Origin of the sequence: Gardnerella piotii (assembly GCF_003397585.1) — a bacterium.
Classification (GTDB): Bacteria; Actinomycetota; Actinomycetes; order Actinomycetales; family Bifidobacteriaceae; genus Bifidobacterium; species Bifidobacterium piotii.
In genome coordinates this window covers 233,907-247,610 of the sequence record NZ_QJUV01000001.1, presented here as the reverse complement: position 1 = coordinate 247,610, position 13,704 = coordinate 233,907, and the positions used below count along the sequence as shown (strand labels likewise).

Sequence of the window (13,704 nt, the reverse complement as noted above, 5' to 3'; positions counted from 1 at the left end):
TATTGGATTGCGTTATTCTGCATATAAGGTAATATATGTTTTACATGTTTTACAATGGAGATTAGAAATGGCTGCAACAATTACAGGATTAAGAGTACCGTCTAACGTTTTAGATCGTTATGATCAGCTCGCTAAAACCACTCACCGCACTCGTTCATTTTACATGAATCAAGCGCTAGAAGCTCAAATCGATGAACTTGAACATGAATATGGACTAATGGCAGATATTGAAGCATATAAACGTGGAGAATTAGAAACATCTCCACTCGACGACGTGGTGAAGCGCCTTGACTTGGAAAAGAAATAAGTGACGATGCTTAGTTATTAAATACACAAAAAGCGCTGAAGTCGAAGATTGACTTACAGCGCTTTTGTTTTGCAATTAATCGCGAAGCAGCTTACGATTAGCTACTTTAGTTACTTGCGATTAATCATTTGCGACTAATCATTTTTAATTATTTGCAAACTACTTCTTTTTTGCAGGAGCTTCGCCGAGTTCGCTTTGAGCAACAGAAACGTTTACGTTAGCTGCATCAGATTCCGCAGATTCAGATTCAGAATCAGAAGAATCTCCAGCATCCGCAGCCTTAACAGCGTTAAGCTTTACTTCTCCAGTAACGCGTCCCGCTTCCGCAACGTCATCCAAAGTCTCCTCAACAGCCTTGTAAGCATTTTCTGCAACGTTCAAAGTCACTTGCAAAATAGGAGTCTTCATAGAAACCTTTGCTTCAGACTTAATCTTTCGCAAAGTAGCCAAAGCCTCGCCCGCGTAAGCCAAAGTGTCTGCAGAAACTCCGTTTGCAGCAGCCTCATAAGCCTTAGCGCATGGCCAGCTTGCGCGATGCACAGAACCTTCGCCGTCGTGCATCCAACTCCACACTTCTTCCGTAGCGTAAGGCAAGTAAGGAGCAAGCAGGCGAGCCAAAGCGTCGAGTGCAAGGCCAAGAGTTGTACGAGCAGACTTTACAGCAGCTTCACTTGGAGTACGTCCAGTAGATTCTGCAGTACCGTAAGCACGATTCTTTGCAAGCTCAATGTAATCGTCACAGAACTCCCAGAAGAAGGTTTCGATTGCTTCCAAAGCCTTGGAATGCTCGTAAGATTCAAGCGCATCAGTTGCGGTACGAATAACGGATGCAAGCTTTGCCATAACGGAACGATCCAAAACTTCTGTAACGTTTGCAAAATCCCAATCCGCGCTGGCAGACTCAAGAACCTGATGTTCCTCATCTTCGCGGCCGATTGCGAGCGCAAACTTTGTAGCATTCAAAAGCTTAATCGCAAGGCGGCGGCCAATCTTCATTTGGCCTTCGTCGTAAGTTGCATCCAAGCCAAGCTTTGCAGAAGTTGCCCAGTAACGCACAGCATCCGCACCAAACTCTTCGATTGGCTTATTTGGCACAACCACGTTGCCCTTAGATTTAGACATCTTCTTGTGGTCTGGGTCTAGAATCCAGCCAGAAAGCGCAGCATGCTTCCAAGGCAAGCAGCCGTTTTCAAGATGTGCACGATCAACCGTACTAAACAGCCAAGTACGAATAATATCCTGGCCTTGTGGACGCAAATCCATTGGGAAAGTAGCCTTAAACAAAGCTTGATTTTCCTCACCTGGCTCTTCCCAGCGAGTCACAATTTGTGGAGTTAAGGAAGATGTAGCCCAAGTATCCATAATGTCTTGCTCAGCAGTAAAGCCGTTTGGCTGATCTCTCTGAGATTCGTCGAATCCTTGCGGAACGTCAATAGTTGGGTCGATTGGCAAACGATCTTCGCTAGGAGTCAAAGGATGCTCGTAATCCACTTCCCCATTTTCGTTTACTGGGTACCAAAGTGGGAATGGCACACCAAAGAAGCGTTGGCGAGAAATAAGCCAGTCGCCATTCAAGCCATGAACCCAATTCTCGTAGCGCACGCGCATAAAGTCTGGGTGGAAGTTAAGCTCCTTGCCGCGCTCAATAAGCTCAGCGTTCAACTTTTCGTCCGTACCGCCGTTCTTTAAATACCACTGGCGAGAAGTGACGATTTCCAAAGGCTTATCGCCCTTTTCGTAGAAATTCGTCATACGCTTTGTTGGCTTTGGATCGCCTTCCATATCTCCAGCTGCTTGCAAAGCTTCAACAACTTCCTTGCGAGCAGAGAACGTGGTTTTGCCAGCAATTTTCTCAAACATTTCGCGGCCAGACTCATCCGTAATCCAATCAGGAGTGGTCATAACAATGCGGCCGTTTCGCTGAATAATTGGTCGAGTTGGCAAACTCAAGTCGCGCCACCACTCAACGTCTGTTACGTCGCCAAAAGTGCAGCACATTGCAATGCCAGCACCCTTGTCCATTTGAGCTGCAGGATGCGCCAAAATCGGAACCTTCACCTTAAACAGCGGCGAGTAAACTTCTTTACCAAAGTACTTCTTGTAACGCTCATCGTCTGGGTGCGCAATCAAAGATGTGCAAGCAGCAAGCAATTCTGGGCGCGTAGTTTCAATATAAATTGGCGTACCATCTTCAAAGCGGAAAGCAATCTTATGATAGAAGCCAGGATATTCGCGCGCTTCAAGCTCTGCCTGGGCAACTGCAGTTTGGAAAGTTACATCCCATAAGCCAGGAGCATCCTTTTGATAAGCTTCTCCGCGAGCAAGATTGCGCAAGAATGCTTTTTGCGCAACTCGGCGAGGCTGCTCGCCAATAGTGTGGTAGGTTTGCGACCAATCAACAGAAAGACCAAGTCTGCGCCACAAAGCTTCAAAAAGCTTCTCATCTTGGGAAGTTAGGCGCTCGCAAAGCTCAATAAAGTTCTGCCTGCTTACAGGAACCTGGTCTTTTGCCTCAATCTTCTTGCCTTCTGTGCCTTCAAATGGCGGCTTAAAATCAGGGTCATACTTAAGCGAAGTATCCACGCGCACGCCGTAATAGTTTTGCACGCGGCGCTCTGTTGGCAAGCCGTTATCGTCCCAACCCATTGGGTAGAACACATCAAAGCCTTGCATGCGCTTATATCGCGCGATAACATCCGTATGCGTGTAAGAAAATACGTGACCAACGTGCAAGTGGCCACTAACTGTTGGAGGCGGTGTATCGATTGAATATACGGCCTTACGGTCGCGAGAATTGTGGAACGCGTAAGTCTCAGCTTCGTCCCAATTGCTACGCCATTTGTCTTCAAGACCATCAACACCAACCTTATTAGGCAATGGTGTTAAATGTGCGTGTTTTACTGTGTTATCCTGTTCACTCATGAACTGAATATTAGAAACTCACTGAGACATCGCACTATAACAGAGCACTAAGAACTCACTAAGCCAGCACTATTTAACAGTCACATCATGCAAAGGAAGCAGCTGATCAGTCATGTTAGTAGGGTATCCACTCACATTTGACTTTGCAACAACAACGCTATTCCTTGCGTACAACCATCCCGAAACCGCGTAATCGCACAATTCTTTAGCGTACTTTTTAATGTTTTCTTCGTACTCTTGCGGACTTGTAGACTTCATTGCGTCTGCAAAATACTTTTGCGAAGCGTGATCTTGGAACAAATAGTTAGACTTAGTGTCTGCATACATTCCAGAATCCAAAGTGTGATTAGTCCAAGTAAGAGCTAAGTCGTATTTGCCTTCGCGTATTCGTTGATCGATTACACTTTGGTCTAATTCTTCTAGTTTTACTGGGAATCCACCTGCATAGCTTAAGTTTTTTGCCATTTGATCGCAAACACTAGCCATCCCAGTCGGAACAAGCATTGTGATTCCGCGCAAATATCCTGCAACAAAGTAGTGGTACATACCGTAAGCTTTTTGAACGTCGTGAGGATACGTGTTACTAAAATCTTCATATCCTGGAGACATAGGGTCGATTGGACCGCCAACAAGCTGGCCTCCAAAAGGATCGGAAGCAAGAATAACATTTGGCTCAATCACGTGTCTTGCAGCTCTACGAATTTGCTGATCGCAGAACATAGATGACATTCCCGTGTTAAAAGCAAACATTCTTAATCTTGTGCTTTTTCCCTTTACCAACTTAGTGTTTGGCATTGCAGCCATTCGCTTGTTTTCATTTCCGTCTAGTGGAATTGCCATTTGCACGCTGCCATCTTTAACAGCGTTTGCTAAAGACGTGTCATCGTTAAAATACTTAAGAGTTATGCTTTGGCATCCAGCTTGCCCTGCCCAATAATTGTTGTTTCTAACAAGAACGAGATCCCCACCCTTGTTATATCCCTTTACTGTAAACGGGCCCGTTCCAATAGCATCGGAAGCGTAGTTAACAAAAATGTTTGTGTTGTAAACAATTCCAGCTCTTCCAGCTAATCGCCTTGGCAAAAGTGGGTCTGGAGTTTTAAGAGTTATATCTAGAACGTTAGGCCCAGAATTAGAAACGCTTGTTATGTTTGTTAGCTTTTCGTAGCCAGGATAATTCTTTGTAATGCCTTGCTGAAGCGATTTAAGAACAGAGCTTGAGTTCATTTGGTCTCCGTTAGCAAACTTAATTCCGCTGCGGAGCCTAAATTTATAATTCAATCCATCGTTCGAAACGCTCCAAGATTGCGCAAGCCCTGGGTGTAAAACATTGTTTTCGTCTCGTTTTACAAGTGTTTCGTAAACGTTCTCCAAAAGTGCCTGTTGTAAGGAATCGCTATCGTCTGTTCTAATATCTAGCGAAGCTGGAGCCGTGCGTAATCCTATTGTTAAAGTTGAACTTGGCGCTGGAAAGATGTTTGTAGGTATTAAAGATCTTCCATCTATAAACCGCCATCCGCCCCAAATTATTGCAGATAGAATGCCGATTAAAACAATAAATACAACCCATGGTTTAGCGCTTCGTCTAGTTCTATGCGCATATCTTGCACTACGCACATGCGAAGCAGATGAGTATCTTTCAAATTCAGGCATGATTAAAAGTTTATATCACCGTTTGAATTTGATTGCCGAATTTATTCACAAAATAGTCTAAAAATATCCTAAAAATATTCTAAAAGAATTTCCTAGATGCCATTAATCTTGTAATCTTGCGAAAATTGACTTGCTACAATCTAACAGAAGGGCACAAAAACCTAAGCGGGCAATCGCCGCAGCGGGGGTTTCTAGCAGTGCAAAACATTCTTCCGTGCAAAATAAGACGATGCGAAAGATTCGTCCATTCTTCTGGCGCAAAACAAGCTGTGACTTCTCTCTCGATTTTCGCTGCATCTTTAGCCTTAGCGCTAGAGTCACTCACCCAGCCAAGTCTTGACGTAACGCGCATAACATGCGTATCTACTGGAAATCCTGGAATCTTAAAAGCGTTTCCTAAAACAACATTTGCTGTTTTTCTTCCTACTCCTGGTAGCTTTGTAAGATCGGCCATATTATTTGGAACAATGCCATTAAAATCTTTAACAAGTTTTTGCGAAAGCTCAATAATATGTTGCGATTTTACTCTATAAAAGCCAAGCGAATGAATTATTTCTTGTACGTTGTATATTTGCGCTTTTGCTAAATCGACTGACGTTGGGTATTCCTTAAAAAGCTTACTTGTAACAAGATTCACGCGCTTATCGGTTGTTTGCGCGCTAAGAACAGTTGCGATTAAAAGCTCAAATGGGTTCGTAAAATTTAGCGCACATTTTGGATTTGGGATTTCTTCGCATAAAATCCTGTATTCTTCGCGCATTTTGTTTTTATTTATCACATTTACCGCATTGATTTTATTTGTGTTATCTATTGTGTTATTTATTTTATTCGTGTTATTTGTAGCCAATATAAGCCTAGTCTAAATCGTTGGAAACACTTGAATCCTCGGCACGCGAATCGCCAGAATCCGCGCGATTAGCGTTTTGTGCGTAATCGTCATTTTCAACTTCGTCAACTTGAGCTTCTAATGGGTCGAAACGATATCCAACGTTTCTAACTGTTCCAATAACATGCTCATATTCAACGCCCAACTTTGCGCGAAGCCTACGAATATGAACGTCTACAGTTCGCGTTCCGCCGTAATAATCGTAGCCCCAAACCTCTTGAAGCAAATGCGCACGCGTAAAAACTCTACGAGGATGCTGAACAAAATACTTAAGCAGCTCAAATTCTTTATACGCTAAATCAATAGGCTTTCCGTGCAAGCTAACTGTATAGCTTTGCGTGTCTACAACTAAGTCTCCAGAGCACATTTGACCATTGCTGTTAACATCAACGCTAGTAGAATCGGCAACAGTAGAGCCATCAGCAGAATCTGCAGATACAACTTTTTTAGCAGCTAAGCGCAATCTTCCTTCTACTTCGGCAGGAGAAGCGGTTGTTAACATAACGTCGTTAACGCCCCAAGATGGGTTTACAACTGTAAAACCGCCCTCTGTAAGAATTAGAATAATAGACATTGTTAAATTAGACGCGCGCACAAGAGAACACAGCGATTTTGCTAAAGATAAGTCTTCTCTAGCATCAACAAGAAGAATAGTATCTTCTGGCATTTTAAGCATGCTAGAAGGTTCCATTGGCACTACGCGCACGCGATGCGAAAGAAGCGTTAACGATGGCAAAACTTTTGCAGGCGCGGCACAAGAGGTCATCAATGTAATATCCGTCATATTGACACCTCCATAGCGCATAGAATTGAATTAAAATTCAAAATCAAGCTGTTATAAAAAAGAATTGTAATCCATGCTTAAGAAGAATCAAAAAGCGCAAGTGTACGCTTGCATATAAAATGGTGTAAATACATGATTAACAAATTAAATACACGGATTGAATACACAGATTGAATACTGCGTAAACGCGATAGGAGCGTACAATGAGCAACACTATTCAGCGCAACAAAATGTATGATCACATTACGATTGTTGTAACTCAATTTGTTGCTATAGTTCTTTTAGCATCTGCTGCAATGCTTCCATTTGCAACAACAAAAGCAGTTTTAACGGTTTGCATTCTTATTCTTCTTGCTCTAATAACTTTTTGGCCACTCAAAGGCTCTACAGCAGATAAAGCTATTCCTTTTCTTGCATCAGTAGCGTCTATGTGGTGCGCAACGTTGGCCTTAAAAGGATGGCTGCCAAGCAGCGTGATTGATGGCGAATCAGAAGTTAGTATTCACAAATTTGTTGCTGCTATTAGACCATACGAGCGATGGGCAGTAAACTTTGCGCTAATTCTTGTTGCAGCAACATTTGTTAGCTTTGCTAGACAAATGTTTAGAGAAGATAGGTCTAATCTTGTACGAAACCTATCTCATTGCCTTACTGCAAGCATTGCATGCGCAGCTTTGCCTGGATGGCTTTTCTTGCCGTCAATTATTAAATTCACTTTTTCTGTGCGCGTATTAGAACTTGGCGTATTAGTGGCAATTCTTGGATTGTTTGTTGTGATTGTTTTGGCTGGTCTTTCTCACCTTTGGATTAAAGACGCGCAATACAATGCTGGAACAGTTTTTCCGCAAATTGGAACAGCTTTGATTCCAATTATGATGTGCGGAATGGTTGTTTACGGAGCTGGATTGGCAATGTTGCTTGTAGCATAAGCGATTAAAGTTAATGCTAGTTGTTTCACGCGTTGTTTCACACACTGTTTCACGCAATATGTTTTATAGATAGCAATTACTTATTAAGATATTAAAGATATTAAAAAGTGTCTAACACATAAAAATGCGTTAGACACTAATAAATACGTTGTTAAAACGCTTGGAAGCTTGCGACTAATCGCAAGAACTACTTTTCGCTTTCTTCCAAACGCTTGCGAGCTGCAACGATTTCCTTTTCGGCCTGCTCTACACCAGCCCAGAAGTCTCCAGGAAGAACTTCCTTGCCTGGCTCCAAAGCCTTGTATTGCTCAAAGAAGTGCTTGATTTCTGCCTTGTGATACTCGTTAACGTCATCAATATCTTTAATATCGTCAAAGCGAACATCTGCTGGCACGCACAAAACCTTGTCATCTCCGCCAGCTTCGTCAACCATGTGATACAAACCAACAGCGCGGCATTCAACAACGCAACCAGGGAATACGGAATTTGGAATCATAACAAGAGCGTCAAGTGGATCGCCATCTTCGCCCAAAGTGCCATCAATGTAGCCATAATCATCTGGATAGCCCATTGCAGTGAATAGAGTACGATCCAAAAATACGCGACCAGTTTCGTGATCAACTTCGTACTTATTCTTAGAGCCGCGTGGAATCTCTACCACAACGTTAAATGTTTCTGCCATTTTTACTCCTTAACGTAAAACTTAATGCTTAAGCACATTAGTCATTTAAGCATTTGTTTATCAATCTAACGTTTGTACATCTAACTTAGACTGTTCAATCTAACTTTAGCGCGCAGCAAAGAGTATATAAAAACACTATGCGCACGATAGCGATTTAGAACAAGTTCGATATGTGGAATATATGCGAGATATACGTGGGTGACATATGAGCTGGCTGCGGTAAATGTGAGCGCAATACGCTTGCGATATACGCGCAAGTAAATCGAAGCAAAGCGCAATAATGCACGATTTAGATAAGACACAGAAAGTGTCAACTAACCGATGCGAAAAAACACAAAGAAAAATATTAATAAAAAATATTAATAAAAACAGTAAAACATTTGAAAAATATTTTAGCTCACATTAAAAAAACTCTCGTGAATCAGGCAAAAATACGCGAAAAATCAAGGAAAAACTAAGACACGCTATAGGCGTCTTTAGTGTCTTAATACATAGATAATATGACTACGTTTTGGAGCGATACTAATGGAAAAAATCGAACATAAACACTTGTAAAACTGAACAAAAAACTGAATACAAAAACACAACAAACACGTATTAAGTTGTAGGCAAGATGAAAGAATTGAACAACGCAACAAACGCTGCAAACAAACGCAACGCTGCAATAGACGGCATGCGCGCGATCGCAATTATTGGAATTGTAGCGTTCCACTTGCGTCCAATTGTATTCAACGGCGGCTTTTTAGGCGTAACAATGTTTCTTGTTATGGCAGGATACTTTAGCACCGTATCTTTGCTAAAAATGTTCAGCGAGAAAAACGATAAAAATTCGCATTTAGATGGCAACCAAGAAAGCCAGAAGAAAAAATCAAAACTTATTGCCTACTTTAAGTACCTGCTTAAACGCATAAAACGAATATGGCCTTCTACGCTGGGCATTATTGCACTAAGCGCACCACTTATGTGGCTGTTTTCGCCAAGCCTTTTAACAAAGTTGCAATCAGATGCTCTAACTGGAGCAACATTTAGCAGCAACATGGCGTATATTTTGCGAAAAGTCTCGTATTTTGAGCAATCGGGGCTGCCTTCTCCTATTAAGCATTTATGGTACTTAGGTCTTATTATGCAAATGTTTATTTGCTGGCCAATTATTCTATGCGCAATTCTTAAAATAGTTAAATCAAAGTTTGTGCGAATGCTTGTTACTGCAACGCTTGCGATTGTTTCTGCGCTTACAAACATTGCAATAACAATTCTTTATGGAGAAGGGCAAACTATTGCACGCGTGTACTACTCTTTAGATACGCGCGCATGTGAATTCTTAATCGGCGCACTTCTAGCAATGTATTGCACATGGTTTAGTGGAAAATCTGCTATAAAAATCATTTCGGACGCGTGCCGCTACATTGTTGGAAGCAAAAGCGAAAAAGAGCAAATTGAAAATCAAGAAAACGATTCGCAAAATGGCAAAAATAAAGGCAGACAGCCAATTTTAGAATCCATTGTAGGATTTGCTGCACTAGCGTTTATTTTGTTCTGCTTTATTAAACAAGACGGACTAAAAACGTGGATTGTGTACGGCGGTTATGCACTTTTTGCAATAGTTTGCGCGATTTTAATGCACGCTTGCATGATAAAAAACAACATTTGCGCAAAGATACTTGGCACTAGCGTGTTAAGCTACTTAGGCAAGAGATCTTTTGCGATTTATCTTGTTCATTTTCCTATACTCGAAATCTTAAATCCTGCAACTAGAACAACGCATATAACGCTGTTTGAGCAGATTTTGCAATGCGTGATTGTTGTTGCTGCAGGTGAAGTATTTTACAGAATTTTTGAAATGCCATTTGCAAGTAAATATATGACTTTTAGCGTCAGCAGTGTTAGCGCAAAATCAGAAGATGCGAAAGATAATTCAAAAGATGACTCAAAAGATGATTCTATAGATGACTCGAAAGATAAAAATAAAAACCTTGATCTTTCTAGCGATACTTTAAGCGTTAAAAGCAAAAACATTAAGCTTCCATTTGTTCTACGAAGAGTTGCAACTACTGTGTGCGCAATAGCGTGCATAGTGCTAATTGCTGCGCCATTAAACTGGAACAGCATTGCGCAAGCGCGAGCAATACAATTGAGGCCAGAACTAACAAGTCAAGAACAAAACAATAAAACTCATTCGCAAAATGGCAATCAAAAGCCAGAGTCAGGCCAAAGCTCAAAGTCAAACAATAACTCAAACAATAAGAGAAACACAAAGTCAAAGCAAAATCAAAAAAGAAGAGTGGGCGGAAAGCGCCAAAATATAACAAAACAAATGCTTCCAACAAAGCCAAGCGCGCATAGAGTTCTAAACCCAATCGCAGAAAAAGTGCCAGCAAACATAAACACAAAACCTTGGAAAATTGACTCAAAACAAGACGTTTGCACAGCAGACATAACAATGGTTGGAGACTCCGTAACCGAAGGCGCAAAGCCGTACCTTATAAAAGCTCTACCAAACGCTTGGATTGACGGAAAAGTTAGCAGGCAGATTTTCCACGGAGCCGAAGACTACCAAAAAGACATAGCCGAAAAACACCCTGGAAGTGTTGTAATCTACGAACTTGGAACCAACGGGCCGCCTAGAGACGAGTCAGTTTTACAAAACATGGTGAATATTACTGGCGGAAAGCCCGTGTACTTTGTAACAACTCGCGTGCCGCAACCTTGGCAAGACGAGACGAACGCAAAATTGCGCACATTTGCATCAAAGCGTAAAAACGTTGGAATTATTGACTGGAATGGCACGAGTGCAGGTCATAGCGAATTTCTAACAGATGACGGAATACACTTAACGCCTATTGGCGGGCCACAATACGCACGAATGATACGACTAGCAGTGTGCGGCGGATGACTTGCGCATAGCAAAACAAACCGCCCAAATCACGTCAAAATATTACGATGGTACATATGAGTGAGTTAATAACCCCATTTTCCCAAAGCAATAAGGGCGATTCGATTGCAGATTGGAAGAATCCTCTGCGAGACCCGCGCGACTTGCGACTAGCCAAAATCGCAGGCCCGTGCAGCCTTGTTATATTTGGAATCACGGGCGATTTAGCGAGAAAAAAACTAATGCCAGCCGTATACGATTTAGCAAATCGAGGACTTTTGCCTCCTGGCTTTGGCCTTACGGGATTCGCCAGACGCGACTGGACAGATGAGCATTTTGTAAACTTTGTTAGAGAAAATATTCAACAACATTGCCGTACGCCATTTTGCGAATCCACTTGGATTAATCTTGCAAAAGGCATACGTTTTGTTCGAGGCACATTCGACGACGCAAGCGCGTTCGAGCGATTAAGCAAAACCGTAGGCGAGTTAGACAGAGATCGCGGAACTCGCGGAAATCACGCGTTCTACATGTCTGTTCCACCATCCAGCTTCCCTGTTGTAGCACAACAATTGGCTGCATCTGGGCTTTCGCACTCCTCCGAAAACGCATGGAGACGAGTAATAATCGAAAAACCTTTTGGCCACGATTTAGCAAGCGCGCAAGAGTTAGATCGCGTAGTTTCCGAGGTTTTTGACCCTAATTCCGTGTTCCGCATAGACCACTATTTAGGCAAAGAAACTGTGCAAAATCTGCTTGCATTACGCTTTGCAAACGCAATGTACGAGCCAATTTGGAACGCTAATTATGTTGACCACGTGCAAATCACTATGGCAGAAGATATTGGCATAGGTGGCAGAGCTGGATATTACGATGGCATTGGCGCTGCTCGAGACGTTATTCAAAACCACTTGTTGCAACTAATGGCGCTTACTGCTATGGAAGAGCCTGTAAGCTTTAGTGCTAGCGATTTAACAGCGGAAAAAACTAAGGTCTTGTCGGCTATACGATTGCCTAAAGATTTAGCTGCAAACACTGCAAGAGGCCAATACGCAGAAGGCTGGCAAGGGTCGTATAAGGCTATTGGATATTTGCAAGAGCAAGGAATTAGCCCAGATAGCACTACAGAAACATACGCTGCTGTGCGATTAGACGTAGACACTCGCCGATGGGCTGGAGTGCCATTCTATTTGCGAACTGGCAAGCGCTTAGGCAAGCGAGTTACAGAGATTGCTGTGATTTTTAAGCGCGCTCCACACTTGCCTTTTGAGACTACTGCTGTGCGCGAACTTGGAAACAATGCTATTGTGATTCGCGTTCAGCCAGACGAAGGCGTAACAATGCGATTTGGCGCAAAAGTGCCAGGCGGAACGTCTATGGAAGTTCGCGATGTTTCTATGGACTTTAGCTATGGAAGGTCTTTTACAGAAAACTCTCCAGAAGCATACGAACGCCTTATTTTAGACGTTTTACTTGGCGAGCCGCCACTTTTCCCAACAACGCAAGAGGTTGATTTAAGTTGGAAGATTTTGGATCCGATTGAAGATTTTTGGGCTTCGCTTAACACGCGTCCGCAACCATACCGCGCTGGAACTTGGGGGCCAGCGGAAGCTGACGCTATGCTTGCTCGTAATAATCGCCATTGGAGGCTGCCATGATTATTAATCTTCCTAACACAAACACGTCTAAAATCTCTGCAAAAATCGACGAGCTTCACGAAGAACGAGGCGAATCAGCTACTGGACGCGTGCTCACTCTTCTTATTGACACCACTCTTAAAGAGCTTGAAAACGCACTGGGCGCAGCAAACGCGGCTAGTCGCGAGCATCCTTGCAGAGTTATTGCGATTGTTCGCGATTGGCAAAGCGCTAATGCAAGTTTACATAATCAAAATCAAAATCAAGAAAATCAAAATCAAGAAGAAGAAACGCCAAACTTAGACGCTCAAGTGCGATTTGGAGCAGATGCTGGCGCAGGCGAAATCATTATTCTCTATCCACATAATGACCTTGTTCGCCACCAAGATACGCTTGTTATTCCTCTGCTTGTTCCAGACGCGCCGATTGTTGCATGGTGGCCTACAAACGCGCCCGAAAATCCTGCTAAAGACTTGCTTGGAGCTATGGCAAGCAGCAGAATCACAGACGCTCAACGGGCCAGCAACACTCTTGAAACTGTACAAAATCTGCGCAAAAATTGGTCTTCTAAAGACGTTGATCTTTCTTGGACGCGCATTACGTCTTGGCGCGCAATGCTGGCTTCTATGCTTGATCAGCCGCCGCACTTACCAATTCTTAGTGTTAAAGTTAGCGGCCCTAAGCATTACGTTCCGTTGCATTTGCTCGCGCAATGGCTAAAAATCTCACTTAATGTTCCTGTAGAAATTGTTGAAGATTCAAGCGCACATGCAATTACAGAAGTAAGCCTTAAGAGGCAAGATGGCGAGCTTTCTTTAACGCGACCTTCTGGCAGCAGCCAAGCAATAATAAGTCTTCCAGGGCAAGCTTCTCAGCCTATTTCTATGCCTATTCGTTCTTTGCAAGACTGCTTAAGTGAAGAATTACGCAGAATTGACCCAGATGAGATTTATGCACAGCTTATTCACGAAAATTGTTGCACAATGCAAAATAACGAACTTGCAATGTAACGAACTCTAATACAACAAGTAA

General features: G+C 42.7%; 10 protein-coding genes. 5 read left to right on the top strand and 5 right to left on the bottom strand.

What is annotated here, in order from left to right; all coding sequences use genetic code 11:
* The first annotated feature begins 67 nt into the window (after positions 1-67).
* Positions 68-307: a type II toxin-antitoxin system RelB family antitoxin gene (relB, locus tag D0T20_RS01090; protein WP_016840453.1), complete on the top strand. Its 240-nt coding sequence runs from the start codon at positions 68-70 to the stop codon at positions 305-307.
* Between the two features lie 159 nt (positions 308-466).
* On the opposite strand, the gene valS is transcribed toward relB, so the two are convergent.
* The 4 genes from valS to D0T20_RS01070 all read right to left on the bottom strand — a co-directional run bounded on the left by valS (position 467) and on the right by D0T20_RS01070 (position 6,552).
* Positions 467-3,229, bottom strand: a complete 2,763-nt coding sequence (gene valS / locus D0T20_RS01085; protein WP_116438167.1) for a valine--tRNA ligase — start codon at positions 3,227-3,229, stop codon at positions 467-469.
* A gap of 69 nt (positions 3,230-3,298) precedes the next feature.
* Entirely contained in the window at positions 3,299-4,882 is a 1,584-nt protein-coding gene (locus D0T20_RS01080) for an ABC transporter substrate-binding protein (protein WP_116438166.1), read from the bottom strand.
* A gap of 133 nt (positions 4,883-5,015) precedes the next feature.
* Positions 5,016-5,642 (bottom strand): endonuclease III, encoded by a 627-nt coding sequence (nth, locus tag D0T20_RS01075; protein WP_116438695.1) that lies wholly within the window; start codon positions 5,640-5,642, stop codon positions 5,016-5,018.
* A 94-nt stretch (positions 5,643-5,736) separates the two neighbouring features.
* Positions 5,737-6,552 (bottom strand): response regulator transcription factor, encoded by an 816-nt coding sequence (locus D0T20_RS01070; protein ID WP_116438165.1) that lies wholly within the window; start codon positions 6,550-6,552, stop codon positions 5,737-5,739.
* Positions 6,553-6,755: 203 nt separating this feature from the next.
* On the opposite strand from D0T20_RS01070, the gene D0T20_RS01065 reads away from it, so the two are divergent.
* On the top strand, positions 6,756-7,481 hold the full coding sequence (locus D0T20_RS01065) for a hypothetical protein (RefSeq protein WP_020759198.1): 726 nt from the start codon (positions 6,756-6,758) through the stop codon (positions 7,479-7,481).
* A 187-nt stretch (positions 7,482-7,668) separates the two neighbouring features.
* Here the strand turns inward: D0T20_RS01065 and D0T20_RS01060 are convergent, their stop codons facing one another.
* On the bottom strand, positions 7,669-8,163 hold the full coding sequence (locus D0T20_RS01060; protein WP_004105658.1) for an inorganic diphosphatase: 495 nt from the start codon (positions 8,161-8,163) through the stop codon (positions 7,669-7,671).
* Positions 8,164-8,776: 613 nt separating this feature from the next.
* On the opposite strand from D0T20_RS01060, the gene D0T20_RS01055 reads away from it, so the two are divergent.
* Genes D0T20_RS01055 through D0T20_RS01045 form a run of 3 tightly spaced genes read left to right on the top strand, consistent with a single transcriptional unit; the run spans position 8,777 to position 13,682 of the window.
* The gene (locus D0T20_RS01055) at positions 8,777-11,056 is read left to right on the top strand and encodes an acyltransferase family protein (protein ID WP_116438164.1); all 2,280 of its coding nucleotides are present in this window, start codon (positions 8,777-8,779) and stop codon (positions 11,054-11,056) included.
* A gap of 56 nt (positions 11,057-11,112) precedes the next feature.
* On the top strand, positions 11,113-12,693 hold the full coding sequence (zwf, locus tag D0T20_RS01050) for a glucose-6-phosphate dehydrogenase (RefSeq protein ID WP_162862648.1): 1,581 nt from the start codon (positions 11,113-11,115) through the stop codon (positions 12,691-12,693).
* The gene (locus tag D0T20_RS01045; protein WP_116438162.1) at positions 12,690-13,682 is read left to right on the top strand and encodes a glucose-6-phosphate dehydrogenase assembly protein OpcA; all 993 of its coding nucleotides are present in this window, start codon (positions 12,690-12,692) and stop codon (positions 13,680-13,682) included. The genes zwf and D0T20_RS01045 overlap by 4 nt, the downstream gene beginning before the upstream one ends.
* The last annotated feature ends 22 nt before the right edge of the window (positions 13,683-13,704 follow it).

Excerpts from the sequence above, each read along its gene's own strand:
- zwf (WP_162862648.1), top strand. The coding sequence starts at position 11,113 with ATGAGTGAGTTAATAACCCCATTTTCCCAAAGCAATAAGGGCGATTCG.
- D0T20_RS01045 (WP_116438162.1), top strand. The coding sequence starts at position 12,690 with ATGATTATTAATCTTCCTAACACAAACACGTCTAAAATCTCTGCAAAA.
- D0T20_RS01080 (WP_116438166.1), bottom strand. The coding sequence starts at position 4,882 with ATGCCTGAATTTGAAAGATACTCATCTGCTTCGCATGTGCGTAGTGCA.
- D0T20_RS01065 (WP_020759198.1), top strand. The coding sequence starts at position 6,756 with ATGAGCAACACTATTCAGCGCAACAAAATGTATGATCACATTACGATT.
- valS (WP_116438167.1), bottom strand. The coding sequence starts at position 3,229 with ATGAGTGAACAGGATAACACAGTAAAACACGCACATTTAACACCATTG.
- D0T20_RS01055 (WP_116438164.1), top strand. The coding sequence starts at position 8,777 with ATGAAAGAATTGAACAACGCAACAAACGCTGCAAACAAACGCAACGCT.
- D0T20_RS01060 (WP_004105658.1), bottom strand. The coding sequence starts at position 8,163 with ATGGCAGAAACATTTAACGTTGTGGTAGAGATTCCACGCGGCTCTAAG.
- nth (WP_116438695.1), bottom strand. The coding sequence starts at position 5,642 with ATGCGCGAAGAATACAGGATTTTATGCGAAGAAATCCCAAATCCAAAA.
- relB (WP_016840453.1), top strand. The coding sequence starts at position 68 with ATGGCTGCAACAATTACAGGATTAAGAGTACCGTCTAACGTTTTAGAT.
- D0T20_RS01070 (WP_116438165.1), bottom strand. The coding sequence starts at position 6,552 with ATGACGGATATTACATTGATGACCTCTTGTGCCGCGCCTGCAAAAGTT.